Source organism: Streptomyces catenulae (assembly GCF_000718015.1).
Classification (GTDB): Bacteria; Actinomycetota; Actinomycetes; order Streptomycetales; family Streptomycetaceae; genus Streptomyces; species Streptomyces catenulae.
The window spans coordinates 1-26,079 of the sequence record NZ_JODY01000023.1 but is presented as its reverse complement, the minus strand read 5'-3'; the positions used below and the strand labels follow the sequence as shown (position 1 = coordinate 26,079).

General features: G+C 71.1%; 25 protein-coding genes. 13 read left to right on the top strand and 12 right to left on the bottom strand.

Annotated features, from left to right (window positions below; all coding sequences use genetic code 11):
* Positions 1-12 precede the first annotated feature (12 nt).
* From IF23_RS0120250 to IF23_RS0120240, 3 genes are all read right to left on the bottom strand, one after another.
* Positions 13-1,044, bottom strand: coding sequence for an alanine racemase (locus IF23_RS0120250; RefSeq protein ID WP_030285639.1), 1,032 nt, complete (start codon positions 1,042-1,044; stop codon positions 13-15).
* 58 nt (positions 1,045-1,102) lie between these two features.
* Positions 1,103-2,221, bottom strand: a complete 1,119-nt coding sequence (locus IF23_RS0120245) for a lipid II:glycine glycyltransferase FemX (protein ID WP_030285636.1) — start codon at positions 2,219-2,221, stop codon at positions 1,103-1,105.
* 198 nt (positions 2,222-2,419) lie between these two features.
* A complete protein-coding gene (locus IF23_RS0120240) occupies positions 2,420-2,734 on the bottom strand; it encodes a hypothetical protein (protein WP_030285634.1) in 315 nt (104 codons plus the stop codon).
* A gap of 228 nt (positions 2,735-2,962) precedes the next feature.
* Here IF23_RS0120240 and rpsF point away from each other — a divergent pair, with 228 nt between their 5' ends.
* The 4 genes from rpsF (at position 2,963) to rplI (ending at position 4,739) form a co-directional block, all read left to right on the top strand.
* Positions 2,963-3,253: a 30S ribosomal protein S6 gene (gene rpsF / locus IF23_RS0120235; RefSeq protein WP_003978891.1), complete on the top strand. Its 291-nt coding sequence runs from the start codon at positions 2,963-2,965 to the stop codon at positions 3,251-3,253.
* Positions 3,254-3,334: 81 nt separating this feature from the next.
* Positions 3,335-3,934: a single-stranded DNA-binding protein gene (locus tag IF23_RS0120230; RefSeq protein WP_030285632.1), complete on the top strand. Its 600-nt coding sequence runs from the start codon at positions 3,335-3,337 to the stop codon at positions 3,932-3,934.
* A gap of 103 nt (positions 3,935-4,037) precedes the next feature.
* On the top strand, positions 4,038-4,274 hold the full coding sequence (rpsR, locus tag IF23_RS0120225; RefSeq protein ID WP_003978893.1) for a 30S ribosomal protein S18: 237 nt from the start codon (positions 4,038-4,040) through the stop codon (positions 4,272-4,274).
* 18 nt (positions 4,275-4,292) lie between these two features.
* Positions 4,293-4,739 (top strand): 50S ribosomal protein L9, encoded by a 447-nt coding sequence (gene rplI / locus IF23_RS0120220; RefSeq protein WP_030285629.1) that lies wholly within the window; start codon positions 4,293-4,295, stop codon positions 4,737-4,739.
* A gap of 70 nt (positions 4,740-4,809) precedes the next feature.
* Here rplI and IF23_RS0120215 read toward each other — a convergent pair whose 3' ends face one another.
* The gene (locus IF23_RS0120215; RefSeq protein ID WP_030285627.1) at positions 4,810-5,670 is read right to left on the bottom strand and encodes a trypsin-like serine peptidase; all 861 of its coding nucleotides are present in this window, start codon (positions 5,668-5,670) and stop codon (positions 4,810-4,812) included.
* A gap of 39 nt (positions 5,671-5,709) precedes the next feature.
* A complete protein-coding gene (locus IF23_RS0120210) occupies positions 5,710-7,047 on the bottom strand; it encodes an MATE family efflux transporter (RefSeq protein ID WP_030285625.1) in 1,338 nt (445 codons plus the stop codon).
* A 477-nt stretch (positions 7,048-7,524) separates the two neighbouring features.
* Between IF23_RS0120210 and dnaB the strand changes: the two genes are divergently transcribed.
* Entirely contained in the window at positions 7,525-8,979 is a 1,455-nt protein-coding gene (dnaB, locus tag IF23_RS0120200) for a replicative DNA helicase (protein ID WP_030285623.1), read from the top strand.
* A gap of 751 nt (positions 8,980-9,730) precedes the next feature.
* Here dnaB and IF23_RS0120190 read toward each other — a convergent pair.
* Positions 9,731-10,981, bottom strand: coding sequence for an MFS transporter (locus tag IF23_RS0120190; protein WP_030285621.1), 1,251 nt, complete (start codon positions 10,979-10,981; stop codon positions 9,731-9,733).
* A 1,475-nt stretch (positions 10,982-12,456) separates the two neighbouring features.
* On the opposite strand from IF23_RS0120190, the gene IF23_RS0120185 reads away from it, so the two are divergent.
* From IF23_RS0120185 to IF23_RS0120175, 3 genes are all read left to right on the top strand, one after another.
* On the top strand, positions 12,457-13,950 hold the full coding sequence (locus IF23_RS0120185; RefSeq protein WP_078654113.1) for a serine hydrolase domain-containing protein: 1,494 nt from the start codon (positions 12,457-12,459) through the stop codon (positions 13,948-13,950).
* A 153-nt stretch (positions 13,951-14,103) separates the two neighbouring features.
* On the top strand, positions 14,104-15,240 hold the full coding sequence (locus IF23_RS0120180) for a pyridoxal-phosphate-dependent aminotransferase family protein (RefSeq protein WP_030285617.1): 1,137 nt from the start codon (positions 14,104-14,106) through the stop codon (positions 15,238-15,240).
* A 692-nt stretch (positions 15,241-15,932) separates the two neighbouring features.
* Positions 15,933-16,709, top strand: coding sequence for a TetR/AcrR family transcriptional regulator (locus IF23_RS0120175; protein WP_030285615.1), 777 nt, complete (start codon positions 15,933-15,935; stop codon positions 16,707-16,709).
* Between the two features lie 18 nt (positions 16,710-16,727).
* On the opposite strand, the gene IF23_RS0120170 is transcribed toward IF23_RS0120175, so the two are convergent.
* Positions 16,728-17,180: a GNAT family N-acetyltransferase gene (locus IF23_RS0120170; RefSeq protein WP_030285614.1), complete on the bottom strand. Its 453-nt coding sequence runs from the start codon at positions 17,178-17,180 to the stop codon at positions 16,728-16,730.
* Positions 17,181-17,357: 177 nt separating this feature from the next.
* Positions 17,358-17,870: a MarR family winged helix-turn-helix transcriptional regulator gene (locus IF23_RS0120165; RefSeq protein WP_030285612.1), complete on the bottom strand. Its 513-nt coding sequence runs from the start codon at positions 17,868-17,870 to the stop codon at positions 17,358-17,360.
* Between the two features lie 389 nt (positions 17,871-18,259).
* On the opposite strand from IF23_RS0120165, the gene IF23_RS0120160 reads away from it, so the two are divergent.
* The 3 genes from IF23_RS0120160 (at position 18,260) to IF23_RS0120150 (ending at position 22,206) form a co-directional block, all read left to right on the top strand.
* Positions 18,260-18,895: an HAD family hydrolase gene (locus tag IF23_RS0120160; protein WP_030285610.1), complete on the top strand. Its 636-nt coding sequence runs from the start codon at positions 18,260-18,262 to the stop codon at positions 18,893-18,895.
* A 469-nt stretch (positions 18,896-19,364) separates the two neighbouring features.
* The gene (locus IF23_RS0120155; protein ID WP_030285608.1) at positions 19,365-21,332 is read left to right on the top strand and encodes a globin domain-containing protein; all 1,968 of its coding nucleotides are present in this window, start codon (positions 19,365-19,367) and stop codon (positions 21,330-21,332) included.
* Between the two features lie 49 nt (positions 21,333-21,381).
* Positions 21,382-22,206, top strand: coding sequence for a pyridoxamine 5'-phosphate oxidase family protein (locus IF23_RS0120150; protein WP_051739740.1), 825 nt, complete (start codon positions 21,382-21,384; stop codon positions 22,204-22,206).
* Positions 22,207-22,305: 99 nt separating this feature from the next.
* Here IF23_RS0120150 and IF23_RS0120145 read toward each other — a convergent pair whose 3' ends face one another.
* From IF23_RS0120145 to IF23_RS0120130, 4 genes are all read right to left on the bottom strand, one after another.
* Entirely contained in the window at positions 22,306-22,785 is a 480-nt protein-coding gene (locus IF23_RS0120145) for an NUDIX domain-containing protein (protein WP_030285604.1), read from the bottom strand.
* Positions 22,786-22,957: 172 nt separating this feature from the next.
* Complete coding sequence (locus IF23_RS0120140) at positions 22,958-24,088, bottom strand: cystathionine gamma-lyase (RefSeq protein ID WP_030285602.1); 1,131 nt, start codon at positions 24,086-24,088, stop codon at positions 22,958-22,960.
* On the bottom strand, positions 24,085-24,651 hold the full coding sequence (locus IF23_RS0120135) for a low molecular weight protein-tyrosine-phosphatase (RefSeq protein WP_281179988.1): 567 nt from the start codon (positions 24,649-24,651) through the stop codon (positions 24,085-24,087). Before IF23_RS0120135 ends, IF23_RS0120140 begins: the two co-directional genes overlap by 4 nt.
* An 8-nt stretch (positions 24,652-24,659) precedes the next feature.
* Positions 24,660-25,040, bottom strand: a complete 381-nt coding sequence (locus IF23_RS0120130; RefSeq protein ID WP_030285598.1) for a phage holin family protein — start codon at positions 25,038-25,040, stop codon at positions 24,660-24,662.
* A gap of 45 nt (positions 25,041-25,085) precedes the next feature.
* Between IF23_RS0120130 and IF23_RS0120125 the strand changes: the two genes are divergently transcribed.
* On the top strand, positions 25,086-25,403 hold the full coding sequence (locus IF23_RS0120125) for a cupin domain-containing protein (RefSeq protein WP_030285596.1): 318 nt from the start codon (positions 25,086-25,088) through the stop codon (positions 25,401-25,403).
* 299 nt (positions 25,404-25,702) lie between these two features.
* Positions 25,703-25,927, top strand: a complete 225-nt coding sequence (locus tag IF23_RS0120120) for a DUF5326 family protein (RefSeq protein ID WP_030285594.1) — start codon at positions 25,703-25,705, stop codon at positions 25,925-25,927.
* The last annotated feature ends 152 nt before the right edge of the window (positions 25,928-26,079 follow it).

Sequence of the window (26,079 nt, the reverse complement as noted above, 5' to 3'; positions counted from 1 at the left end):
CGTGGCCCCGGATCAGCGGTCGACGATCCGGTCGAACTGCGTCGTGGTGTGCCGCAGATGCGCCACCAACTCCTCGCCGACCTGCGGCGCGGGCGCATCGCTCGGGACGAAGAGGATCGACACCTGCATGTGCGGCGGCTCCGCGAACCAGCGCTGCTTCCCGGACCAGACGTACGGGGCGAGGTTGCGGTTGACCGTCGCCAGACCGGCCCGCGCCACGCCCTTGGCCCGCGGCATCACCCCGTGCAGCGCCTTGGGCGACTCCAGGCCGACGCCGTGCGAGGTGCCACCGGCCACGACCACCAGATAGCCGTCGGACGCGGCCTTCTGCTGGCGGTAGCCGAAGCGCTCGCCCTTGGCGACGCGGGTGACGTCGAGGACCGAACCGCGGTACTCGGTGGCCTCGTGGTCGCCGAGCCAGAGCCGGGTACCGATCCGCGCGCGGAAGCGGGTCTGCGGGAACTGCTGCTGCAGCCGGGCCAGCTCCTCGGCCTTGAGGTGGCTGACGAACATGGTGTGCAGCGGGAGGCGGGCGGCCCGCAGCCGGTCCATCCAGCCGATGACCTCCTCGACGGCGTCGGAGCCGTCGGTACGGTCCAGCGGCAGGTGGATGGCGAAGCCCTCCAGCCGGACGTCCTCGATCGCGGCGGCCAGCTTGGGCAGGTCCTCCGGCGTGACGCCGTGCCGCTTCATGCTGCTCATGACCTCGATGACGACGCGGGCGCCCACCAGGCCGCCCACCCCCTCGACCGAGGAGACCGAACGGATCGCGCGGTCGGGCAGCGGCACCGGCTCCTCGCCGTGGCGGAACGGCGTCAGGACGAGGAGGTCACCGCTGAAGAAGTCCTTGATCCGGGCCGCTTCGTAGGTCGTCCCCACGGCGAGGATGTCGGCCCCGAGGCGGGCTGCCTCGTCGGCGAGGCGTTCGTGGCCGAAGCCGTAGCCGTTGCCCTTGCAGACCGGGACGATCCCGGGGAACTGCTGGAGAACGCTCTGGTGATGCGCCCGCCAGCGCGCGGTGTCGACGTAGAGGGTGAGCGCCATGGCCGGGCCCGGGACCTTTCTTGTGGCGTGGTGTGACGGAAGGACGTACGCAGGAGGGTCAGCGGCGCGACATATACATGTCGAGCGCCTTGTGGAGCAGCTTGTTGAGCGGGAAGTCCCACTCGCCGAGGTACTCCGCCGCCTGGCCGCCGGTGCCGACCTTGAACTGGATCAGACCGAAGAGGTGGTCGTTCTCGTCCAGCGAGTCGCTGATGCCGCGCAGGTCGTACACGGTCGCGCCGAGCGCGTAGGCGTCCCGCAGCATCCGCCACTGCATGGCGTTGGACGGGCGCACCTCGCGGCCGATGTTGTCGGAGGCGCCGTAGGAGTACCAGACGTGTCCGCCGACCACCAGCATCGTCGCGGCCGAGAGGTTCACGCCGTTGTGACGGGCGAAGTAGAGCCGCATACGGTTGGGGTCCTCGGAGTTGAGGGCCGTCCACATGCGCTGGAAGTAGCCGAGCGGGCGCGGACGGAACTTGTCGCGCTCCGCGGTGATCTCGTAGAGCCGCTGCCACTCGGCCAGGTCCTCGTAGCTGCCCTGGACGACCTCGACACCGGCCTTGTCGGCCTTCTTGATGTTGCGGCGCCAGAGCTGGTTGAAGCCCTTGTGGACCTCCTCCAGCGAACGGTTGGCGAGCGGCACCTGGTAGACGTAGCGGGGCTGGACGTCACCGAAACCGGCGCCGCCGTCCTCGCCCTGCTGCCAGCCCATCTTGCGCAGCCGGTCGGCGACCTCGAAGGCGCGCGGCTCGATGTGCGTCGCCTCGACGTCCCGCAGTCGCTTGACGTCCGGGTCCTGGATACCGGCCTTGATCGCGGGGGCGTCCCAGCGGCGGATGATCACCGGCGGGCCCATCTTCACGGAGAACGCGCCCTGCTGCTTGAGGTGCGCCAGCATGGGCTGGAGCCAGTCCTCCAGGTTGGGGGCGTACCAGTTGATGACCGGGCCCTCGGGCAGGTAGGCGAGGTACCGCTTGATCTTGGGGAGCTGGCGGTAGAGGACCAGGCCCACACCGACCAGCTCGCCGTTCCTGTCGAACCAGCCGAGGTTCTCCGAGCGCCACTCGGTCTTCACATCCGCCCACGCCGGGACCTGGCAGTGGCTGGCCGCGGGCAGATTCTGGATGTACGCCAGATGCTGCTCTCGGCTGATGGTCCTCAGGGTCAGGCTCATGCGGGGCGCTCCTCGGCAGGTGTGTCCCCAGGGTCGGGGCTCCGGCTCTCGCGCCGAAGCCTACTGGGGAGCATCCCGTTCAGGCGTACGGGAGCCGCGTCGGTACCCGCCCCGCCGGGCGGCGGAGGGGCCGCGGGCCAGGGCCGAGGCGGCGCCCCGCGCGGGGCGCCGCCTCGGGTACGGAGCGGTCCGGCGGGGTCAGAAGAGGCCGCCGAAGGGTCCGCCGTGGGCGATGCCGATGTAGAGGCCGACGGCCGAGGCGCCGAGGCCGATGATCGTCATGAAGCGCTCACCGGTCGTCGACGAGACGAACTGGCTCCAGAGCCCCGTGGCGATGCCGACGATGCCGACCCAGGAGCTGACCAGGTGCAGTCCGGGCGCGAGGGTGGTGAACACGGCGATGGCGCCGAGCACCAGGGTGACGGTGGCCAGCGTGTTCTCGACGGGATGTGACCTGCCGTCGCTGTTGAGGAACGCGAGCCGGTTGCGCTGGGTCCTTACTGCCTGTGCCATGCGGCACCTCCCATGAGAGGCGGCGCGGTGTCGCGCCGCTCACACCCGATGTGTTCCAGATTGCGGGGATTCGCGGTCGGATTTCAACCGGAAGCATGGCAGCGGGTACGCTGTACGGTCTGCGCCCATCTCTGTCCGGATATCCCGGCAGGGCAGGCGCGGAACGCATCACGACCCTCCTGCCACGGAACGACCGTGGCCGCTGAGTCCAAAGGAGGTGGGTTCCACATGCGTCACTACGAGGTGATGGTCATCCTCGACCCCGATCTGGAGGAGCGCGCTGTCTCTCCCCTGATCGAGAACTTCCTTTCCGTCGTCCGTGAGGGCAACGGCAAGGTCGAGAAGGTCGACACCTGGGGCCGTCGTCGTCTCTCGTACGAGATCAACAAGAAGCCCGAGGGCATCTACTCGGTCATCGACCTGCAGGCCGAGCCTGCGGTTGTCAAGGAGCTCGACCGTCAGATGAACCTGAACGAGTCGGTCCTCCGGACCAAGGTCCTCCGTCCCGAGACCCACTGAACGCTTCGGCGTCAGCGGTAACCGGGTCCGAGTAGCAGCAACACCAGCAGCCAGCAGCACACCCGCCGAGAGGTTCCCCTAATGGCAGGCGAGACCGTCATCACGGTCGTCGGCAATCTTGTCGACGACCCCGAGCTGCGCTTCACCCCGTCCGGTGCGGCGGTCGCGAAGTTCCGCGTCGCGTCCACTCCCCGCACCTTCGACCGTCAGACCAATGAGTGGAAGGACGGCGAGAGCCTGTTCCTGACCTGCTCGGTGTGGCGTCAGGCGGCGGAGAACGTCGCCGAGTCCCTCACGCGGGGCACCCGCGTGATCGTGCAGGGCCGCCTCAAGCAGCGGTCGTACGAGGACCGCGAGGGCGTGAAGCGCACGGTCTACGAGCTCGATGTCGACGAGGTCGGCGCGAGCCTGCGCAACGCCACGGCCAAGGTCACCAAGACCAGCGGTCGCGGTGGCCAGGGCGGCGGCTTCGGCGGCGGTCCGCAGGGCGGCGGCGGTGGCCAGGGTGGCGGCGGCTGGGGCGGCGGCCCCGGCGGCGGCCAGCAGCAGGGCGGCGGCGGGGCTCCCGCCGACGACCCGTGGGCGACCGGCGGCCCCTCCGGCGGCGGCCAGCAGGGTGGCGGCGGCGGTGGCTGGGGCGGTGGCTCCGGCGGCGGCTACTCGGACGAGCCGCCCTTCTAGGTCCGTGCGGCCGTCCGCGACGTTTCACGTGAAACGTTGCGGAGTTACGGCCCGCGGCCTCAGGGCGTCAGCACAAACTTCTTGAACTCACTGGAGAGAGACAATGGCGAAGCCGCCTGCTCGCAAGCCTAAGAAGAAGGTTTGCGTGTTCTGCAAGGAGAAGATCTCCTACGTCGACTACAAGGACACGAACCTGCTGCGGAAGTTCATTTCCGACCGCGGCAAGATCCGTGCCCGCCGAGTCACCGGCAACTGCACCCAGCACCAGCGCGACGTCGCCACGGCCGTGAAGAACAGCCGTGAGATGGCGCTGCTGCCCTACACGTCCACCGCGCGATAAGGGAAGGGTGACCGAAACATGAAGATCATCCTCACCCACGAGGTCTCCGGCCTCGGCACCGCCGGCGACGTCGTTGACGTCAAGGACGGGTACGCCCGCAACTACCTGGTCCCGCGTGGTTTCGCGATCCGCTGGACCAAGGGCGGCGAGAAGGACGTCGAGCAGATCCGTCGCGGTCGCAAGATCCGCGAGATCGCCACGATCGAGCAGGCCAACGAGGTCAAGGGCCAGCTCGAGGGCGTCAAGGTGAAGCTCGCGGTCCGCGCCGGCGAGGCCGGCCGTCTGTTCGGCTCCGTCACCCCGGCCGACATCGCCTCGGCGGTCAAGGCTGCCGGTGGTCCGGACATCGACAAGCGTCGCGTCGAGATCGGCTCGCCGATCAAGACCCTGGGCGCGCACCAGATCTCCGTGCGTCTGCACGCCGAGGTCACCGCGAAGGTCGGCGTCGAGGTCGTCGCCGCCTGAGCTGGGCAGTAAACGCCGAAGGGCCGCATCCCGGGAACGGGGTGCGGCCCTTCGCCGTGTCCGGGGCGGCTCAGTCGCCCGCCTGGGCGCGCCGGTAGAGGGCGGCGATGTCGTCGTCGAAGTAGGCGGCGTACGAGACGTCGTCCTCGTCCCCGCCGCCGAGGTGGCCGCCGAGGACGCCGATGACGGTGCCGGTCTGGCTCTTGGGGTCGTAGTCGGCGAGCCAGGGGCTGCCGCTGGTGCCGCCCGCGAAGTCGTCGCACTGGATGCGCATCTGTGTGCTGCTGTACTTCGTGGTGCGGTTCTGGCAGGAAATGGGGGTGTCCCGGCTGCTGGGATAGCCGGTGACCTTGACCTCGTTGTCGAAGCCGCGGTCTATGCCGAGGGTGTTGCCGCCGAGGACGTCCTGGATCTGCTTGTCGCCCTTGCCGTCGAGGGTGAGGAAGGCGACGTCGAGGTCCTCATCGTCGGAGGAGGCCCAGCGGTGGTCGACGAAGACCTTCCGGACCTTCCACAGGCCGGTGGGCTCGTCGCCGTCGCGGTAGTCCGGGGCGAAGACGAGATCGTCGACGGGCTTTCCGGTCTCCGGGTCGAAGGCGCAGTGCGCGGCGGTGACCAGCATGTTCCGTCCGGGGCTCTGCACCACGCTGGCGGTGCAGAAGTGGTTGCCGCTGTCGTCCTTCTCGAAGACCGCGCCGATCCGGGCGTTCTCCTCCGTACGGCGCGGGGTGTAGGCGCTGCCGTCGGACGCGGGGGCGGTCGCCGCGGGGTCCTGGTCCTGGGGCGGCTCGTCACCGGTGCCGGACTTCCCGAAGCCGTTCGGCGCGGCGAGGGGCGGTGGAGGCTCCTCGGTCGCATAACCCGTGAGGACGCCTGCCCCGATGACCACGAGCGTCAGGGGGAGCAGCGATTTCCAGGCAAGCGGGCGCACTCCGTCATTATCGGCAACGCTCCGAAGATCGGTAGTGGTTCAGCGGAAGGCGCCGGTCACAATCCACCGGCCGGAGCGTGCCCGGAGCCAGAGGGTGAGCATCCGGACGGTCATCATCAGGGCCATCGCCCACCACAGTGCGGTGAGCCCGCCGCCGAGCGCCGGGACGGCCAGCGCCGCAGGGGCGAACAGCGCGAGCGTCACCAGCATCGCCCCGGCCAGATACGGGCCGTCCCCGGCGCCCATCAGCACACCGTCGAGGATGAAGACGATGCCGGAGACGGGCTGGGTGAGGGCGACGACCAGAAGAGTGGTGAGCAGCGGTCCGCGTACCGCGGGATCGCTGGTGAACAGCGGGATGAACAGCGGGCGGGCGGCGGCGACGAGGATGCCGAGGACGACGCCGGAGGCGATGCCCCACTGCACCATGCGGCGGCAGGCGGCCCTGGCGCCTGCCTCGTCGCCCGAGCCGAGGTAGCGGCCGATGATGGCCTGACCTGCGATGGCGATGGCGTCCAGGGCGAAGGCGAGCAGCGACCAGAGGGTGAGGACGATCTGGTGGGCGGCGACCTCGGCATCGCCCAGCCGGGCGGCGACCGCGGTGGCGATCATGAGGACGGCGCGGAGCGAGAGGGTACGGACGAGGAGCGGCACGCCCGCCTGGGCGCTGGCCCGGATCCCGGCGGCGTCGGGGCGGAGCGAGGCGCCGTGCCGACGGGCGCCGCGGACCACCACGGCGAGGTAGACGGCGGCCATGGCGCACTGGGCGATGACCGTGCCCCAGGCCGAACCGGCGATGCCGAGCCCGGCGCCGTAGACCAGGCCGATGTTGAGGACGGCGTTGGCCGTGAAACCGCCGATGGCGACGTAGAGCGGGGTGCGGGTGTCCTGGAGACCGCGGAGGACGCCGGTGGCGGCCAGTACGACGAGCATCGCGGGGATGCCGAGGGCGCTGATCCGCAGGTAGGTGGTGGCGTACGGGGCGGCGGTGCCGGAGGCGCCGAACAGTTCGACGAGCGCGGGGGCGGTGGGCAGGACGGCGGCGATGACGGCGGCGCCGAGGAGGAGGGCCAGCCAGATGCCGTCCATGCCCTGCCGTATGGCGGCGGGCAGATCACCGGCGCCGACCCGGCGGGCGACCGCGGCGGTGGTGGCGTAGGCGAGGAAGACGAAGATGGAGACGGCGGTGGTCAGCAGTGCGGCGGCGACGCCGAGACCGGCGAGCTGCGGGGTGCCGAGGTGGCCGATGACGGCGCTGTCGACCATCACGAACAGGGGTTCCGCGACGAGGGCGCCGAAGGCAGGCAGGGCGAGTGCGATGATCTCGCGGTCGTGGCGGCGGACGGAGCGCCGTGGCGTCGCGGGAGCCTGTGTCATGCGCACAATCTAATCTTCCACAGGTAATAGATGCAAGGCGATAGTGATCCTTACTTTTCGCTGGACGGGGTGAGGGGGCACACGTCTGCGGCGTCGATCATGAACAGGTTGTCGAAGTTTTTCTCCCCCACAGCCTATGGATGGTGAATCCGCAGGTCGCAGGGGTGCGATCGGGTTGATTGTGTGCTTGTCCACAGTGGTTTCCCCCAGGCCGTGCACAGGAACGGGGGAGTTCTCCACAGCTGAGGGCCACTCATCCACACCGCCTGTGGATAACCAGATTGGCGGACGGTGCGTACGGGCCTACCGTTGACCGGCGCCCGCCACCTGTTTTCGGCCCGAGTGTCCAGCGAACTCGACGCGCCGTAACCGGAGTCGGGCGTCTCAATTGTCGGAGCCGTGCCGTAAGAAGGAAGAGGCACGGCGAGGTCCGCGCCGCGGACGGGAGGAGGTGCCGGGGTGAGCGTGGCAGAGCCCATGGACGACCCCTGGGCGGACTCCGGTCCGGGGGACCGGCTGCCGACCGGCCGCTTCCGCCGCGACGGCAAGGGCCGTGGCCGTGGCGACCGCTCCGAGCGCGACGAGGAGAGCGGCTCCTGGTCCGGCGGCTTCGAGCGCGTCCCGCCGCAGGACCTGGACGCCGAGCAGTCCGTCCTCGGCGGCATGCTGCTGTCCAAGGATGCCATCGCCGACGTCGTCGAGGTCCTCAAAGGCGAGGACTTCTACCGCCCCGCCCACGAGCTGGTCTACCAGGCCATCCTCGACCTCTACGCCAAGGGCGAGCCGGCCGACCCGATCACCATCGCCGCGGAGCTGACCAAGCGCGGCGAGATCGCCCGCGTCGGCGGCGCCTCCTATCTGCACACCCTGGTGCAGTCCGTCCCCACGGCGGCCAACGCCGAGTACTACGCCGAGATCGTCCACGAGCGGGCGGTGCTGCGCCGCCTGGTCGAGGCGGGTACCCGCATCACGCAGATGGGATACGCGGCGGACGGCGACGTCGACGAGATCGTCAACAGCGCCCAGGCGGAGATCTACGCCGTCACCGAGCAGCGGACCAGCGAGGACTACCTCCCGCTCGGCGACATCATGGAAGGCGCGCTCGACGAGATCGAGGCGATCGGCTCCCGCCAGGGCCAGATGACCGGCGTCCCCACCGGCTTCACCGACCTCGACGCGCTGACCAACGGCCTGCACCCGGGCCAGATGATCGTCATCGCCGCGCGTCCCGCGATGGGTAAGTCGACGCTCGCGCTGGACTTCGCCCGCGCCTGCTCGATCAAGAGCAATCTGCCGAGCGTGATCTTCTCCCTGGAAATGGGGCGCAACGAGATCGCGATGCGTCTGCTCTCCGCCGAGGCGCGGGTGGCGCTGCACCACATGCGGTCCGGCTCGATGACCGACGAGGACTGGACGCGGCTGGCCCGCCGGATGCCGGACGTGTCCGCCGCGCCGCTCTACATCGACGACTCGCCGAACCTCTCCATGATGGAGATCCGCGCGAAGTGCCGCCGCCTCAAGCAGCGCAACGAACTGAAGCTGGTGGTCATCGACTACCTCCAGCTGATGCAGTCGGGCGGCTCCAAGCGCGCCGAGAGCCGTCAGCAGGAGGTCTCGGACATGTCCCGAAACCTGAAGCTGCTCGCCAAGGAGCTGGAGCTCCCGGTCATCGCCCTCTCCCAGCTGAACCGTGGCCCCGAGCAGCGCACCGACAAGAAGCCGATGGTCTCCGACCTGCGTGAATCCGGCTCCATCGAGCAGGACGCGGACATGGTCATCCTGCTGCACCGCGAGGACGCCTACGAGAAGGAGTCCCCCCGCGCCGGTGAGGCGGACCTGATCGTCGCCAAGCACCGAAACGGCCCGACGGCCACCATCACGGTGGCGTTCCAGGGCCACTACTCACGCTTCGTGGACATGGCGCAGACGTAAGGGGCCGGGCGGGCAGTCTGGTCGTACAGACCACGCATCGTGGCTCAGCCGTTCCTGCTTCAGACCGTGCCGGAAGGGAAGGTCCGCAAGCACATCCCGGACTGTCTCCTGCTCACCGACCAGGTGCCGGTGATCGTTGACGTCAAGCCACTGCACCGCGTGTCCAAGCCCGAGGTCGCGTTCGCCTTCGATTGGACCCGGCAGGCGGTGGAGGCGCGCGGATGGAAGTACGAGGTCTGGAGCGAGCCTCCGACGGTGGAGCCGGAGAATGTCCGATTCCTGGCGGGTTACCGCAGGGACTGGCTGTTCAGCGCCGCCCTGCTGGACGCAGAGTCTTGTTACCGATCTCGACCAGCCACTCGGCCCGTCATGCACGCTGCGGCGGGCGGCATGAGCAGGGCCCGGGGTTCGCGTCGGATTCGGTACGCGATTCCGCTACGACGGAGAGACCGTAGAAGTGGTCGAGTTGGCGGCGACAACCGGGGGAAACGAGGTGGTCCTCAAGGACGGGCATGGCTGTGTCCGGCGGCTGTCTTTGAAGGAGCTGTTGTTCTCCGATTTCCCGTGACCTTGCTGATGATCGGTGTCGGCCTCGCGGACAAGGGCCTGTTCAGTGAGGGCGACGCCAGGCGGGATGCGGCGCTGGCCCAGACCGGACGTCGCACTACCCGGTTGGGAGTGCGGCCCTTCGTGGAGCAAGCCACGACGCTGCCCTCCGAGCCCGCGACCGCGCTCGGTCGCACCCCCCCCGTCACCTTGCGCCGTGCCGTCGAACGGACGGGAACGCCAATACCACCCCGACCGCAGTCAGCTGCCACAACACACCGAGCCCGAGGAGCTGCTCTGCCCCTACGACACCCGACACCGGCCCGGCCAGCGCCAGCCCGAGCGGCCCCAGGGCGAAGGCGCCCAGGCTGTCGAAGGCACTGACTCGTCCGCGGACCTCGGCGGGGATCGCACGCTGGATCACGGTCGTCACGAGGGTGTTGCAAACCGCTGCACCAGCCCCTGCGAGGAGTGCGGCCGTGGCCACCCAGCCCAGCGGCAATCGCGCCGCCAACGCTGCTGCCGGGAGTGCCCAGCCCGCGGATGCGGCCACGGACCAGACGAGTGCCCGGCTGGGGTTCCTGCCGAGCAGTGCCAGGCCGCTGCCGATTGAGCCGATGCCGTACAGGGCCAGCACCAGCCCCCAGGAACTGGCACCGCCGAGCCGCTGCTGGGCAAGAGTCGGGCCCAGCACCAGGAACGGTGCCCAGAGGACGAAGTTGAAGAGGCTGATGTGGAGGGTCGTGACCCACAACCACGTGCGGGAGGTGAACTCCTTCCAGCCGCGTCCCAGGTCGGTGAACAATCCATGGCGAGGCGTGGTCAACTGCGACAGGGGCAGCCCGGCCAAGGCCAGGACGCTCACGCCGTAGCTGACCGCGTCGACAGCGACCACGGTGCCCGCATCAGAAACAGCGATGAGCAGACCGGCCAGACCTGGGCCTGCGACCGAGGTCACAGCCTGGGTGATCTGCAGCAGCGCGTTGGCGTCCGCAAGGTCATCTGCAGGAACGAGGCCGGGCACCAGAGCCGTCAGGCCCGGGCTGAACCCTCCCTCACCGATTCCGAGGACCGCTGCCAGCACGATCACTTCCCAGACCCTCGCGCTATGGGTGAGTAGCAGTACGGCCAGCGCGCCCTGAGCGGTGAACCGGAGCAGATCCGCTGTCAGCATGACCGCACGGGCTCCGAGCCGATCGGTGAACACACCGCCGAGCAGCAGTACGACCAGCACCGCGAGGATCCGCGCCGCCATTACCACGCCGACGGCGTCGACCCCGCCGCCAGGCATCTGCAGCACGGCGAAGGTCGTACCGATCGTGTTCATCCCGGTACCGAGTAGCGACGTGCTCTGGCCGATGAGGAAGCGGCGGAACCGGGAGTACCGCAGTGTGCGCAGGCGGTGAGTGGCTGTCCAGGGCTTGGAGGCAGCGGGCGGGCGAGTGCGAAGCGTCATGGCTCCGCACTTTTCCTCCGTCAGTCTATTTCCTGCAAGCGTTTCCGAGAAATATATCTGAGTCTTCCAAAGGTAATTTCTCTTCCGGGTTATTGGCGCAGTAAATGGCTCGTATTTACTGCAACATGCCTGGTGGTAGGCTCAGCGGCAGAAGGATAGGGCAGACTCCATGGAACTCATTTACTGCGGATGGCCAGCATGAGTCAGCACCAAACCGACGGAGTGGGAACACCTCGCCCGGCGGCGGTCGAGTACAGCGCCGCTGTCGATCGCTATCTCGCCGCGGCCGTCCTCGGCAGTGCCTCCCGCCGCGTCTACCGCATCTCGCTGCTCGGGTGGTCCTGGCCATTGGTCGATCGCCGGGCTCCGACCGGTCGCGAGCGCCGGGGGGCCCATCCGCCCGTCGTTCCTCTTGCCCTGCTCGACGACCCGAAGGCCCCGGAGCGGCTGCAACGGGCACTGGCCGACCGTGCTGCCACTGCGGAACCACGCACACTCGCCCGCGAACTGGCCTGTCTTCGAGCCGCTACGGCATGGTGGCTGGCAGAGGGCTGGATCACCGCAGACCCGGCCGCCGGATTGACACCGCCGACGTTGTGTCCTGGACCAGCACCGAACCCTTCTGGTGCGTCCGCGGCTGCGAGGGCGACTGCCGCAGACCCGGATCGGGCCCGCGCCGCCCTCGCCTTGCGGTCTCCGCTCCGGGAGTTGACTCTGTGGCACCTCCTCCACGAGTCGAGAGCCCCCGTCGAACAGGTGCTTGCCCTCAACATCGACGACCTCGACCTGCCTGGTCGCCGCACCCGGGCGCGCGCGGCAGCATCCCTGAGCTGGGAACGGGGCACGGCGCGCCTGCTGCCCATGCTGCTGGCCGGGCGCACCGCGGGGCCGGTGTTCGTTACCGACCGAAGGGCCCCCGCCGCCACACCGGTAGCTGACCGCTGCCCGGTGACCGGCCGAGGACGGCTTTCCTACCGCAGGGCCGCCGAACTCTTCACCGCCGCGACGAGACCACTCGATCCAGCCGGTCGCGGCTGGACCCTGCTTGTCCTGCGCGACCGTGCACCCCGGAACGGGGCGGTCCCCAGATGACGCGCCGGGGCAGGTTGAGTCTCAGCGCTCGTCGGCCGACTGTCTGACGGACATACGCGGGCGCCGGTAGGAAATGCACGGATCTGAGACCGACAGCGCCTGACACGACGTGAGACAGCGAGAGAACCCCGAGGTCACGGCGTCTTCGTAGGACATCGAAATTGAGAACCTACAGGAGGACGGCACGGCCCGGTTCAGGGTCACGGCAACGGGCCGTGGCGAGCGGCCCGACCGTGCCTGGGACGACGTATCGGGGCTGGTCACGCGGGACGGATGACCGGTCAGGCCGACACTTCCGGGGTGTTCTTGAGCAGGTGCGGTGGGGGAGAGTGGGCGACGGCGGGCCGGGTCGGGGCCGCCGTCGGCCGCTGTCGAGGAGGAGCATGTCCACCGTGCCGTGCGAGGGTTCGGGTCCTGAGTCCGTCCACACGCCGGGAGGCGGGGCCGCATCGGCCCGTCCCGGGGACGAGGAGTTCGCCGGGCTGTTGCCGGAGACCCGGCGGGAGTTGGCGTACCGGCTCGCGGTCGGGCAGCGGGAAGGGCGGGCGCCGTCCGTGGTCGGGGCGGTGGTGCGGGGCGGCCGCATGGTGTGGAGCGGGGTACGCGCGGCGGATCCGCCCGTGGCGCACGGCACCGTGCAGTACCGCATCGGCTCGCTGACGAAGACCTTTGTCGCGGTACTGGTGCTGCGGCTGCGCGACGAGGGCGCACTGCGGCTGGACGATCCGCTGGGGCGTCATCTCGACGGGACCGAGGCGCCCGACGCGACGATCGGGCAACTGCTGGCACACCGGTCCGGGCTCGCCGCCGAGCCGCGCGGCCCCTGGTGGGAGCGGACCGCGGGCACGCTGCGCCCCGAGCCCGCGGACCTCTTCGGCGACCGCCCGCAGCGTCTGCCGGCCGGGGTCCGCCACCACTACTCCAACCTCGGCTACGCGCTGCTGGGTGCGCTCGTCGAACGCTACCGGGACGGCCGTACCTGGGACGACGTGCTGCGCGCGGAGGTGCTGGAGCCGCTGGGTATGAAGGAGACGGCGACGCGGCCCCGGGAGCCGTATGCGCGCGGCTGGGCGGTGCACCCGTGGGCCGATGCGCTGCTGCCGGAACCGGCGCACGACACCGGGCTGATGGGTCCGGCGGGTCAGCTGTGGTCCACGGTGGAGGATCTGTGCCGGTGGGCGGCGTTCCTGCTGCGCGGCGACGAGCGGGTGCTGTCCGCGGCGAGCCTCGCGGAGATGCGGGTGCCCGCGGTGCCGCCGGAGGGAAACAGCTGGGGCGCGGGGTACGGCCTGGGCCTGCAACTGGCGCGGACGAGCCCCCGTACGGCACCGGACGGGACGGCACGGGCGCCCGGCGGGCGGCTGCTGGCCGGACACAACGGGTCGATGCCCGGCTTCCTCGCCTCCCTGTGGTGCGACCCGGACCAGGACCTCGCCGCCGTCGCACTGGCCAACTGCACCCACGGACCGTCCGTCTCGGGGATCGCCACCGGTCTGCTGGAGGCGGTGGCCGACCGTGAACCGCGCATCCCGGAGCCGTGGCGGCCGCTGACCGGACCGCTGGACGAGGAGCTGCTGGCGCTCACCGGCCCCTGGTACTGGGGAGCCAACCCGTTCGCGCTGCGGCTGCGCGAGGCGCGGTGGCTGGAGCTGTCGCCGCTCTCCGGCACCGGCCGCGCCTCACGGTTTCACGTGGAACCGGACGGCACCTGGACCGGTCTCGACGGCTACTACGCGGGCGAGACGCTGCGCGTGGTGCGCGACGCCGACGGCTCCGTCAGCCATCTCGACCTGGGGACCTTCGTCCTCACCCGGGGCCCGTACGACCCGCAGGCACCGGTGCCGGGCGGCGTGGATCCGGCGGGCTGGCGGGTCTGACCCCTGCCGGTCGGCGGGGTCCGTCCAGCGCGCGGATGGGCCTCCACCAGGCGTTACGGGCCCGTACGGCGGGGGCGGCGGGCCCGGACGTACAGTCGAGCGAGACGTCAGGAGCCGCGCCACCGTGCGGCTCGCTACCGCTGGAAGGCCACTGTGACTGCCGTGACTGCGAATGCCGAAGCCCCGGTTCTGCTGGATCTGCCGCCGCTCGACGCGGCCCGCTTCGCGCGGATCGAGGACAAGGTCGCCGCGCTGATGCGGACCCGCTGCGATGTCGTGGCGACACAGGGGGAGGCGCTGCTGCCGCTGGAGGCATGCATCCGCTCGGCGGTACGGCCCGGCAGCACGGCGCTCAACATCATCACCGGCCCGTACGGCGAGACCTTCGGCGGCTGGCTGCGGTCCTGCGGCGCCGAGGTGGTGACGGTGACCGCGCCGTTCACCGGTGCGGTCACCCCGGAGCAGGTCGCGGAGGCGCTGCGGGAGCACCCGGAGATCAGCTTTGTCAGCCTGGTGCACGCGGAGGCGGCGACCGGCAACACCAACCCGGTGGCGGAGATCGGCGCCGTGGTGCGGGAGCACGGCGCGCTGCTGATGCTGGACGCGGTGGCGTCGGTGGGCGCCGAGCCGCTGCTCACCGACGAGTGGGGCGTGGACCTCTGTGTGATCGGCGGGCAGAAGGCGCTGGCGGGCCCGGCGGGCGTCTCCGCGGTGTCGGTCAGCGCCCGCGCCTGGGAGCAGATCGAGGCCAACCCGCAGGCGCCCCGGCGCTCGTACCTCTCGCTGCTGGACTGGAAGCACCGCTGGATCGACGGCGGTCGCACCGCACTCCCGCACGCTCCGGCCCAGTTGGAGATGCTCGCCCTGGAGCAGGCCGTCGACCGGGTCGACGCCGAGACGCTGGACACGGTCATCGCCCGGCACCGCGCGGCGTCCGCCGCCACCCGGGCGGGCGTCCGCGCACTGGGTGGGCTCACCCCGTACGTGACCCGTGACGAGGACGCGGCCCCGGCGGCGACCACGCTCCGGACGCCGGACGGGCTGGACGCCCGCGAGGTGGTCGCGGCCGCGCTGACGGCCGACGGCACGGTCCCGGTCCAGGCCGCGGCGGGGACGCTCGCCACGGAGATGATCCGGGTGAACCACTACGGCCGGGCCGCGGACCTCTCCGTGGTGCGGTCCTCGCTGGCGGCGCTGGCCGCCGGGCTGAAGGCCCACGGCGTGACGCCCGACACCGCTGCGGCGACCGAGGCCGCCGAGTCCGCCTGGCGCGAGGTGCTCGGCAGCTGACGCGGAGCGGCAGCGCCTCCCCGCGAGGCGCCGACCGACGGTGAACCCCGAGGGGTGGGGCCGTGTTTCACGTGAAACACGGCCCCACCCCTTTGTGCTGCAAGGGAGTTGGCGGGTGGTGGCTACAACTTCCGTGCGAGAGAAGTGAGTTGAGCGGGATTGAGGGAGGGGTAGAGGAGAGAGGGAGTCTTCTCGGAGTGGCCGCAAGGGAGCGATGCGCGGTCGGGGTGGGGTGGCGATGTGGGCGGGATACGAAGGGCGGGGCGCGAGGTCCGAGGTCCTTCCAGGGGCCACGCCGAGGATGGCTGACGCGTCGGCATGTGTCGGAGCTTCTCTACGGGCCCCCTCTCCCCGTCTCCGCTCTGCTCTGCTCTGCGGACTCCTCCACCTCGTATCGCGCTCCCCCACGCGCGTACGTCTTCTGCGTCCCTCCTCCTCTCCGCCCGCCGTTCCAGGCCCTCTGTTCCCCGTCCTCCGCTCCTCATCTCCTCGGTTCGCGGATTTCGTCCGTGGCCGCTCAGGGCTCTCGTCCGGCGCCCGCTTTTTCTCTCCGCTTCTCGTTTTGCGCTTCAGGTCCGTCCGGCGCTCCGTCGCGGACAGGTTTTGCGGCTATCCATAAAACGGGCTGATCGACCCGTTTAAAATAGGGGCTGAATCCGCGGTGTGCGGGCTGAGTCCGGAGGTGGATGCGGATGTCTGGCGGAGGCTCGGGAGCCGCGCGGGCGGATGCGCGGCGCAACCGTGCGCTGGTGCTTCAGGCGGCCCGATCCGCCTTTGCCGAGGGCGGGTTGGCGGTCACGCTCGACGAGATCGCGCGGCGTGCGGGGGTGGGTGCGGGCACCGTCCACCGCCATTTCCCGTCGAAGGAGAAGCTGTTCGCGGCGGCGGTGACCGACCGTCTCCGGCTCTTCGCCGACACCGCGCGGGACCTGTCGGACGTCACGGAACCGGGCGCGGTGTTCTTCCGGTTCTTCGCCTCCGTGGTGCGGCTGGCCACGGAGAACCGGGCCCTGGGCGAGGCGCTGGAGGCGGCCGGGCCGGATGGTGCGGACGGGGCGGCGGAGGCTGGGCGGGAGTTCGTCGCAGCCTTCGAGGTCCTGCTGCGACGGGCCCAGGACGCCGGTGTCGTACGGGCGGATGTCGTGATCAGCGATGTGCGGACGCTGCTGGTGGGGTGCCTGGCGATGGAGCGGCGGCGGGTGGCGGAGGGGGATGCGGCCGGTGTTCCGGGGCGGATGACGGAACTGGCGTGCGACGCCCTCAGGGCGACCCGGACCGTAACGAAACTTCCGGCCGGTCCGCGCAGACGTCACGCTACGGAGTGCGGCGTCTGTGGTGCGCCGGTGGCGGTGGCGCGTACGGGCCGACCGGCGCGGTACTGCGGCGGGGCGTGTCGGCAGAAGGCGCACCGTGCGCGGCGGGCACGGGAGCGGACCGGCGACGGGGCATCGGGCCGGTCCCAGGGGTGAGCGGGGCGGCTCGCGTCGTCAGAGCTGACGCTTGAAGCCCAGGTGGGAAGCCTCGAAGCCGAGCCGTTCGTAGAAGCGGTGGGCGTCGACGCGGGTGGCGTCCGAGGTGAGCTGGACGAGGTGGCAGCCGAGGTCGCGGGAGTGGTCGACGGCCCACTCGATCAGCCGGGTGCCGAGACCGCTGCCCCGCTCATCGGCGTGGACGCGGACGCCCTCGACGATCGACCGGGTGGCGCCGCGCCGGGAGAGCCCGGGGACGACGGTGAGCTGGAGGGTGCCGACGGCGTGGCCGTCGCGGTCGGCGACGATCAGGTGCTGATGCGGGTCCGTGGCGAGGACCTCGTACGCGGCGCGGTACGGGGCCAGGTCGTCCGGGGACTCGCGGGTGGCGCCCAGCGGGTCGTCGGCGAGCATCGCGACGATGTCCGGGAGATCGGCTTCGGTCGCGCGGCGGATCTCGATATCGCTCATGTGCGCGACCCTACGGGAGGCCGCACGGCGGCATGGGGCGGAGAGCGGAAGCGGCTTTCCCTGGGACGGAGAGGGGAAACGGCTTTCCCCGGGACGGAGTTGTCCGTTTCCGGGGCGCGGTGGTGGTCCGGTGCCGCCGCCCGTTCGTGGGCGCCACCGGCCCGTATCGGTGTTCCGTCAGCCCGTCGGGGCGAGCGTTTCGACGGCGCGTACCAAGGGGGCCAGCTCCGGGCGGAGCGCGGCTGCGGCGAGCGCCTCGCTCAGGGCGGTGTCGTGGGTGGGGCGGGCCTGCGCGAGGAGGGCGAGGCCGTCGGCGGTGACGTCGGTGTAGATGCCGCGGCGGTCGTCGGCGCAGAGGTACCGGGAGAGCAGGTCACGCTCCTCCAGGCGGGTGACCAGCCGGGTCGTCGCGCTCTGGCTGAGCACGACCGCGTCCGCGACCTGATGCATCCGCAGATGGCCGCCCGGTCCGTCGTGCTGCTCGCTCAGGACGGTGAGCACCGAGAACTCCCGGACGCTGAGGCGGTGGGCGGCCTGTAGCGCGCGTTCGATGTACGACTCGGTGCGGCCGTGCAGTGCGGACAGCGCGCACCAGCGCTGGGCGAGACCTCGGGGAGTGGGCGTCGGGCAGTCCGGGGCCGGCTCCGCCACGGGATCGGTCTGCGGTGTGCGGGGCACCGGCTGCGTCATCGAAGACCTCCTCGGGGGTGTGCGGAGCAGAGTAGGTCACGGGGGAAAAGGAGTGCGGGGAAAGGAGGGGGAGGGGGCCGTTGGCGTTGTGGACGGGCCGGGGAGGTGTGGGGAAGAGGGCTCGGGGCGGCCTGTGGAGGCCGGTTCGGCGCCCGGAGTTCAGGGCCCGGTATAGGGGCCCGTCCTCGGCCGATCCCTGATCCGGTCCCTGACACCGTCTCCGGGATCGTCCCGTCGGCGCCCCGGAGTTTTCCCGGAGATCGAGGCTCCGTAGCCTCCGCCCCTGGGGAGGGCCGGATACGCGTACCGGCGAGTAGGGGTCGGGATGGGGGAGAAGTAGGGGTACGGGGGGCGTCGCGGGGCGGGGTGGAGCGCCTAGGCTCCGCGGCATGGGCAAGCTACATCTGTTCGACATGGACGGGACGTTGCTCCACGGATCGGCCGCCGCCGTGGAGATCTCCCGGCTGCTCGGGCTCGACCGGGAGATCGCCGAGTTGGAGCGCGCGTTCGCGGCCGGGGAACTGGTGCCGTCGGAGTTCGCGCAGCGGGCGTGCGACCTGTGGGCGGAGGGGCTGACGGAGCCGCTGGTGGCGGCGGCGTTCGACGGAGCGCCGTGGCTGGCCGGTATCCGGGAGGTCTGGGCGGACATCCGGGCGCGCGGCGAGCGGTGCGCCGTGATCTCGCTCTCGCCGGGCTTCTTCGTGGAGCGGCTGCTGGAGTGGGGCGTCGACGTGGCGCGCGGCTCGCGCTGGCCCGCGGTGCCGATCCGGGAGCAGGTGGATCCGGCGGGCATTCTCACGACGGCGGCGAAGGTCGAGATAGCCGACGAACTGTGCGCACGGTACGGACTGACCCGCGCGGACTGCGTGGCGTACGGCGATTCGATGTCGGACAGCGCGCTGTTCGCGGCGGTGCCGACATCGGTCGCGGTCAACGCCGATCACCATGTCAGCGGCCTCGCCACATGGGCGTACACCGGGCGCGATCTCCGGGAAGCATATGAACTCGTCGCCACCTCTTGGTAATTCGGGATTTCCCGCCGGATTCGTCCGTTGCACAGGATGAATTTTTCCCTCCGGCGGGAACCGCGGATATCGGATGCGGCGTGTGGAGGGTGCGCGGGTGTGGTGCAGAGATCTGGTGCGGAAGGGGACTTGTGGTTTCAACTACTGCCGGTATGGTCGGGGCGGTTCGGCGGCGGGGCGGCGTGTGTGCCTGCCTGACGGGCGCTGAAGCGACGCGGTCCGGCGGTGAGGTGACCCACGGTATCCGGACTTCTGGGCATCTGTCCGTTCCGGCGGAGCGGGAGATTGAGGCGCGTGGAGGGCGTCTGCTGGCGTTATAGCGGAGATGTGAATTTTGTCCGCCTTGGCGGGCATTGCCGGAATGACGTGGGGCGTTGAAGAATTCCGGGGCAGGCTGGGGGAATTCAGGCACGTTCCGGCCGACGGAAAGTGCGACGACAAGCGAAAGACGTTCGAGGCGAGGCAAACCATGGACGCTCCGACCACCGCGACGGCCGATAACGGCTCTTCCGGAGGCAGCAGTGGCGATTGGGGTTGGTTCACTCCGGCGAAACCGTCGCAGGAGTCCTCCGACGAACACCAGGAGCGACCGGGCGCCGCACCCGCCCGGGAGGACGACGGCACCACCCCGCACCCCGGCGGCATCCCCGACGACGGCTCCCACGGCCACGACCGCGGACCCGAGCCGGACGACGGCGGACCCGCACCTGCCGCGGGGCGCGGCCACGTCTCCGGGCCGGACTGGTTCGCCGACCGTCACGACACCCCGTTCGACGGGCCGGGGCTGCGGGTGCCCGAGCAGACGCCCGCCGCCCGTCAGGAGCGCATACCCGAACGTCGGCCGACCCCGGTCCGCCCGGTAGGCAACGCCGCCGCCCGCAGCACCGCCCCCGGGCCGGACGCCGCCACCGCACGGCCCGCCGCCGCCCCCTTCGCGCCGCCCGAGCCCGCGCCGTTCTCCGCCTTCGGCAACCGCCCGGCCGCCCCTTCGGCCCAGGACGCCGCCCCGGACCCGACGGCTCCGGCGAGCCCCGCCCCGGCCGCACCGCCACCCGCCGCGACAAGACCGGCCCCGGCCGCCCCGGCCCCCACCGCCCAGGCCCAGGCCGTACCGGCACCGGCGGCCCCGGCACCGGCGGCCCCGGCACCGGCGGCCCCGGCACCGGCGGCCCCGGCACCGGCGACCCCCGCCCCCGCGGCCCCCGCGCCCCCGGTGGAGCCCGCGCCCGCCGCCGTGCCGCAGGGTTCTCCGGCCGCCCTGGAGTCCCTCGTCACCGCCGCCTCCCCCGACGCGCCGGAGTCCGCCGACGCGGCGCTGATCCGGCGCACGCTGACCGAGATCGAACCGGTCTCCGACAAGGTGACGTCGTACTTCTACGCGATGCTCTTCGTCCAGCACCCCGATCTGCGGGCGCTGTTCCCCGCCGCGATGGACACCCAGCGCGACCGGCTCTTCAAGGCGCTGCTCACCGCCGCCCGGCACATCGACGACAGCGACCGGCTCACCGCGTACCTCTCGCACCTCGGCCGCGGCCACCGCAAGTACGGCACGCTGCCCGACCACTATCCGGCCGTCGGCGAGAGCCTGCTGGGCGCGCTCGCCCGGTACGCGACGCTGAGCTGGGGCCCGGAGACCGAGGCCGCGTGGGTGCGCGCGTACACCGCGATCTCCCAGATCATGATCGACGCGGCGGCCGAGGACGAAGCGGTCGCGCCCGCCTGGTGGCAGGCCGAGGTGGTCTCCCACGAGCTGCGCACCCCCGACATCGCGGTGGTCACCGTCCGCCCCGACCAGCCGTACCCGTTCCGCGCCGGGCAGTACACCAGCCTGGAAACGCCCTGGTGGCCGCGGGTGTGGCGGCACTACTCCTTCGCCTCGGCGCCCCGTTCGGACGGTCTGCTCTCCTTCCACGTCAAGGCCGTCCCGGCCGGTTGGGTCTCCAACGCGCTGGTGCACCGCGCCCGCCCCGGCGACGTCCTGCGCCTCGGCGGACCCGTGGGCTCCATGACCGTCGACCACACCACCCGCAACGGCCTGCTGTGCGTGGGCGGCGGCACCGGCATCGCGCCCATCAAGGCGCTCATCGAGGACGTCGCCACCCATGGCGTCCGGCGCCGCGTCGAGGTCTTCTACGGCGCCCGCAGCGACCACGACCTCTACGACATGGAGACCATGCTGCGGCTGGAGTCCTCCTACCCGTGGTTGCAGGTCCGTCCGGTCGTCTCCACCGGTCCGGCGGTCGGCCGGGCCAACGGCGTCACCGGTGAACTGCCGGACGCGGTACGGCAGTACGGCCCGTGGCGGGAGTTCGACGCGTATCTGTCCGGCCCGCCCGGACTGATCCGCAGCGGTGTGGCGGCGCTGGTGGGGGCCGGTGTCCCGACCGACCGCATCCGGCACGACTCCGTCGACGAACTGGTCCCGGCGGGGGAGTGAGGTCTTGGCAGTACAGGGTGAACCCGGCGGTTCACGGGAGGGACACGGCATGCACGACGCGCGTCCGGGCAGCGACGGGGAGCACCTCGTCCAGCAGCGGCTGGGAACGACGGAGCGGGCCGACCGCTTCTACAGAGACCAGGTCCTCGACCACCTCAACGGCGCGATGCAGGAGTTCGTGGCCCGGCAGGAGATGTTCTTCCTGGCCACCGCGGACCGGCACGGCGAATGCGACTCGTCGTTCCGGGCCGGACCGCCCGGCTTCGTCCAGGTGCTCGGCAACCGCCACCTCGCCTACCCCGAGTACCGCGGCAACGGCGTCATGGCCTCGGTCGGCAACCTCTCGGAGAACCCCCGCCTGGGCCTGCTGATGGTCGACTTCCTCCGGGACCGGATCGGCCTGCACATCAACGGCCGGGCCCGGGTGGTCCTCGACGAGGAGATGCGGCAGCAGTACCCCTGGCTGCCCGTCGACCCCGTCCCCGGGCGGCGCGCCCAGCTGTGGGTGGCCGTCGAGGTCGAGGAGGCGTACATCCACTGCGCCAAGCACATACCCCACCTCCAGAAGGTGCCCCGGCAGGAGCGCGGCGCACGCGCCTGGGGCACCGACGACCAGCGGCGCAAGGGCGGCGACTTCTTCGGCGCGGCGGCCGAGGCCCCCGTCCGCCCGCCGTTCCGCCGCCCCGGCCACGATCAGGAGCATCTGCGCGGCGGTCGCCACGAGGACACCCCGGGACCCCGGCTGCGCGGCGAGCCCGACGGCATCGTCGAGGCGCTCAACCAGGGCTTCCAGGGCGAGGTCGAACGGGTCCTGGCCCGCGCCCGCCAGCGGCGCCCCGCCGAGGACCCGGAGTTCCGCGGCTGGTTCGGCTGAGCCCCCGGCCCCGGGAGGACGAGGGGCGCGCGGGTACTCCCGCACGCCCCTCGTCCTCCGCCGTCGCACCCGTACGCGCAGGCTCCGCCCGGCGCCGGATCACCCCAGGTCAGGGGCGTGCATCGCGCGTACGCCCTCGATGTTGCCGTCCAGATAGTGCCGCAGGGAGAGCGGGACGACCTCGACGGAGGCGATCCCCACCCGGGTGAACGGCACCCGCACGATCTCGTACTCCCCGCAGGGCTCCTCGACCTCCGGGCCGTGCCGCCGGGAGAGATCCATGGTGTCCAGCCGGCAGACGAAGAAATGCTGCACCTTCACGCCGTCCACACCGCTGTCGCCGATGTGCTCGACGGTGTCCACGAACACCGGCACGACGTCCTTGACCTTCGCGCCCAACTCCTCGTCCAACTCCCGGTGGAGCGCGTCGGTCACCGTGGCGTCCGTGGGCTCGACACCACCACCGGGAGTGATCCAGTAAGGGGCGCGACCCGGCTTGGTGCGCTTGATCAGGATGAGATCCGCGCCGTCGAGCAGAATCGCCCGGGCGGTCCGTTTGACGACTGGCCGTACGGTCATAGAGGACAGATGCCGCACTCACCGGCGACCGAAACCCCACCGGAGCCCCCGGTTCCGCACCCCCGTCGGGGATGAGCCACCGCCGCCGTCCCCGCCGTCCACACCGCCACCGACCGTGACCACCGGACGACGCAGACCCCGCCCACCCGGTGACGGCGGCGCGGGCCCCGCGTCAGGCGTCGCGCAGCGCCGCGTCCAGCGCCCGGTGGACGTCCGCGATCAGATCGTCCGGGTCCTCGACCCCCACCGAGAAACGGATGAAGCCCTCCGCCACCGCGTCCCCGCCCCAGCGGGCCCGGCGCTCGGCGGTCGACCGCACACTCCCGAAACTCGTCGCATCGTCCACCAGCGTCAGCGCCGCCAGGAACCGCTCCGCGTGCGCCCGGTCCGGCAGCGTGAACGACACCACGGAGCCGAACCGCCCCGGCCGCATCTGCGCCACGGCCAACGCGTGCGACGGATCGGACGGCAGCCCGGGATGGCGCACCCCGGAGACCTCCGCCCGCCCGCCCAGCGACTCCGCCAGCGCCAGCGCACCCGCCGACTGCTGCCGCACCCGGAGCGCGAGCGTCGCCAGCGAACGGTGCGCCAACCAGCTCTCCATCGGCCCCGGAATCGCACCGACCGTCTTCCGCCACAGCCGCACCGCGTCCGCGAGCTCCGCCCGGTGGGTGGTCACATAGCCGAGCAGTACGTCGCCGTGCCCGGAGAGCGCCTTGGTGCCGCTGGCCACCGAGAAGTCCGCACCCAGCTCCAACGGACGCTGCCCCAACGGAGTGGCGAGGGTGTTGTCGACGGCCACCAGCGCGCCGCGCTCGTGCGCCGCCGCCACCAGCCGCCGGACGTCACACACGTCCAGACCCGGGTTGGACGGCGTCTCCAGCCACAGCAGCCGGGCGCCCTCCAGGACGTCGAGCTGCGCATCGTGCGCCGTCGGCGCGGTCCGGACCTCGATCCCGTAACTCTCCAGCCGGGACCGGACCGCGGGCAGCAACTGATAGCCGTCCGACGGCAGTACCACCGCGTCCCCGGACTTCAGCTGCGAGAAGAGCACCGCGCTGATCGCGGCCATCCCGGACGCGAACGTCACGGTCTGCGCGGGGGCGTGCGGCGATTCGAGTGCGCCGATGGCCTCCTCCAGCCGCGTCCACGTCGGATTGCCGTCCCGGCCGTAGGTGTACGGGCCGCCGACGTCGCCGGGCAGATGGAAATGGGCCGCGAACACCGGCCCGGGCAGGGACGGTTCGTGGGCGACGGGCTCGGGAAGCCCGGCGCGGACGGCGCGGGTGCCGTCACCGGTCATGAGCGCTCCTCTGGGGGAGAAGGGGTGCCGTCCCCGGGGAGCGGCACCGTCGGCGCTCCCCCGGTCACGGCGTCGGAGACCGCCGCCAGCAGACCCGCGCACGCCGCCTCGACCTGCTCCAGACAGCCCGCGAAATCCGCCGGGCCGCCGAAGTACGGATCGGGGACGTCGAGCTCCTCCGGGGCGGGCCCGGCGGGATCGTAGGAACGCAGCAGCCGGACCTTGGCGGCGTCGTCGGGGCCGGGCGCCATCCGGCGCAGCGCCCGCAGATGGCCGCCGTCCAGCGCGATCACCAGGTCGCGGTCGGCGAACCACGAGGCGTCGAAGCGGCGGGCACGGTGCTCCGCCGGATAACCGGCGGCGGTCAGCACGCCGACGGTACGCGGATCGGCGCCCTCGCCCTCGTGCCAGCCGTCGACACCGGCGCTGTCCACCACGACGCGGTCCCCGAGCCCGGCCGCGGCCACCTCGGCACGGAAGACGGACTCGGCCATCGGCGAACGGCAGATGTTCCCGGTGCAGACGAAGCAGACGCGGAACGGGCGACGGGGCGTACGGGACACGGCGCCGGTCAGTCCTCGTCGGGCAGCATGATGTGCATGGCCCAGGAGACGATCGACACGATCACGCCGCCGAGCACCGCGGTCCAGAAACCGTCGACGTGGAACGCGAGGTCGAGCGTCCCGGCGAGCCAGGACGTCAGCATCAGCATCAGCGCGTTGACGACCAGCGTGATCAGGCCGAGCGTCAGGATGAACAGCGGGAACGACAGCAGCTTCACGATCGGCTTGACGACGAAGTTCACCACTCCGAAGATCAGCGCGACCAGTATCAGGGTCAGCGCCTGATGACCGGTGCTGTCGCCGGTCAGCGAGATGTCCGGCTTCAGCAGGAAGACGGCCACGGCAAGCGCCGCGGCGTTGGCGATCGTCTTGACCAAGAAGTTCTTCATGGTGAGATCGTCGCAGACGAGTCCTGGATGACTGAGGGGTAGGACGTGAAGGCTTTCCGACTGGATGAGCTGGAGGCGGAACGAGCCGCCCACAACGGTGCGTATCTGCAGTTCCTCAAGGAACGCAACATGTCCGTCGGGCTGTACGCGCTCGACGCCGGCGACGCCGACCCCCAGCAGCCGCACCACCAGGACGAGGTGTACCTGGTGGTCAGCGGCCGCGCCGCGATCACGGTCGGCACCGAAACCCAGTCCGTCGCCCGTGGCAGCGTGGTCTACGTCCCCGCCGGGGTGCCCCACAAGTTCCACCACATCAGCGAGGACCTGAGGGTCATGGTGGTGTTCTCTCCCCCGGAAAGCTGAGGGTCGCCACCCGGAACCCGTAAGGGTCGGTTCAGGGATCCCCCAGGGATACGAAGCCCCCACACGCCCCCCACCACCCCTAGCATCGTGAGTGAAGGGGGACGCAGAGCCCGACCCCACACGGAGCGGCACCACACACTCCGCACCGGGAAGGGCGAAGCGGACCATCTCCGGTCAACGGCAGTTCCGGATACGGCAGTAGCAGTACACACAGCAGCGGTTGACGACGGCAAGGATCCGGCGCGGTACACGGCAGGCCGCGCCGGGCCCGCCGCGGACACAGAAAGCAGGGCAGAGCAGTGGCAGGTAAGGGAATATTCGCGGGGCTTCCGTGGTGGGTGACCTGGGTCGTGGTGCCCGTGGTTCTGCTCGTCGTCTTCGGCGGGCTGATCGCCAGCGCGGTCGGATTCCTGATCGGCCTCCTGTTCAAGGTCCTCATCGCGGTGGCCCTCATCGCGGGCGTCATCTATCTGGTGCGCAGGTTCAGTGGTTCCGCCACGTCCTCGTCCAAGAGCGACTGGTAACCGCACCGCGGCGGTAACCGACACCGCCGTCCCCGCTCGCCACCGACGCCCCGCTCCGTCCCCCTGGAGCGGGGCGCGGGTGTGTCGGGAGACGGGGGACGGGGGACGGGGGCGAGGTAGGGCAGGGGGCTTGAGCTGGGCTGGGTGGGTTG

Excerpts from the sequence above, each read along its gene's own strand:
- IF23_RS0120250 (WP_030285639.1), bottom strand. The coding sequence starts at position 1,044 with ATGGCGCTCACCCTCTACGTCGACACCGCGCGCTGGCGGGCGCATCAC.
- IF23_RS0120245 (WP_030285636.1), bottom strand. The coding sequence starts at position 2,221 with ATGAGCCTGACCCTGAGGACCATCAGCCGAGAGCAGCATCTGGCGTAC.
- IF23_RS0120240 (WP_030285634.1), bottom strand. The coding sequence starts at position 2,734 with ATGGCACAGGCAGTAAGGACCCAGCGCAACCGGCTCGCGTTCCTCAAC.
- rpsF (WP_003978891.1), top strand. The coding sequence starts at position 2,963 with ATGCGTCACTACGAGGTGATGGTCATCCTCGACCCCGATCTGGAGGAG.
- IF23_RS0120230 (WP_030285632.1), top strand. The coding sequence starts at position 3,335 with ATGGCAGGCGAGACCGTCATCACGGTCGTCGGCAATCTTGTCGACGAC.
- rpsR (WP_003978893.1), top strand. The coding sequence starts at position 4,038 with ATGGCGAAGCCGCCTGCTCGCAAGCCTAAGAAGAAGGTTTGCGTGTTC.
- rplI (WP_030285629.1), top strand. The coding sequence starts at position 4,293 with ATGAAGATCATCCTCACCCACGAGGTCTCCGGCCTCGGCACCGCCGGC.
- IF23_RS0120210 (WP_030285625.1), bottom strand. The coding sequence starts at position 7,047 with ATGACACAGGCTCCCGCGACGCCACGGCGCTCCGTCCGCCGCCACGAC.
- dnaB (WP_030285623.1), top strand. The coding sequence starts at position 7,525 with ATGGACGACCCCTGGGCGGACTCCGGTCCGGGGGACCGGCTGCCGACC.
- IF23_RS0120190 (WP_030285621.1), bottom strand. The coding sequence starts at position 10,981 with ATGACGCTTCGCACTCGCCCGCCCGCTGCCTCCAAGCCCTGGACAGCC.
- IF23_RS0120185 (WP_078654113.1), top strand. The coding sequence starts at position 12,457 with ATGTCCACCGTGCCGTGCGAGGGTTCGGGTCCTGAGTCCGTCCACACG.
- IF23_RS0120175 (WP_030285615.1), top strand. The coding sequence starts at position 15,933 with ATGTCTGGCGGAGGCTCGGGAGCCGCGCGGGCGGATGCGCGGCGCAAC.
- IF23_RS0120170 (WP_030285614.1), bottom strand. The coding sequence starts at position 17,180 with ATGAGCGATATCGAGATCCGCCGCGCGACCGAAGCCGATCTCCCGGAC.
- IF23_RS0120165 (WP_030285612.1), bottom strand. The coding sequence starts at position 17,870 with ATGACGCAGCCGGTGCCCCGCACACCGCAGACCGATCCCGTGGCGGAG.
- IF23_RS0120160 (WP_030285610.1), top strand. The coding sequence starts at position 18,260 with ATGGGCAAGCTACATCTGTTCGACATGGACGGGACGTTGCTCCACGGA.
- IF23_RS0120155 (WP_030285608.1), top strand. The coding sequence starts at position 19,365 with ATGGACGCTCCGACCACCGCGACGGCCGATAACGGCTCTTCCGGAGGC.
- IF23_RS0120150 (WP_051739740.1), top strand. The coding sequence starts at position 21,382 with ATGCACGACGCGCGTCCGGGCAGCGACGGGGAGCACCTCGTCCAGCAG.
- IF23_RS0120145 (WP_030285604.1), bottom strand. The coding sequence starts at position 22,785 with ATGACCGTACGGCCAGTCGTCAAACGGACCGCCCGGGCGATTCTGCTC.
- IF23_RS0120140 (WP_030285602.1), bottom strand. The coding sequence starts at position 24,088 with ATGACCGGTGACGGCACCCGCGCCGTCCGCGCCGGGCTTCCCGAGCCC.
- IF23_RS0120130 (WP_030285598.1), bottom strand. The coding sequence starts at position 25,040 with ATGAAGAACTTCTTGGTCAAGACGATCGCCAACGCCGCGGCGCTTGCC.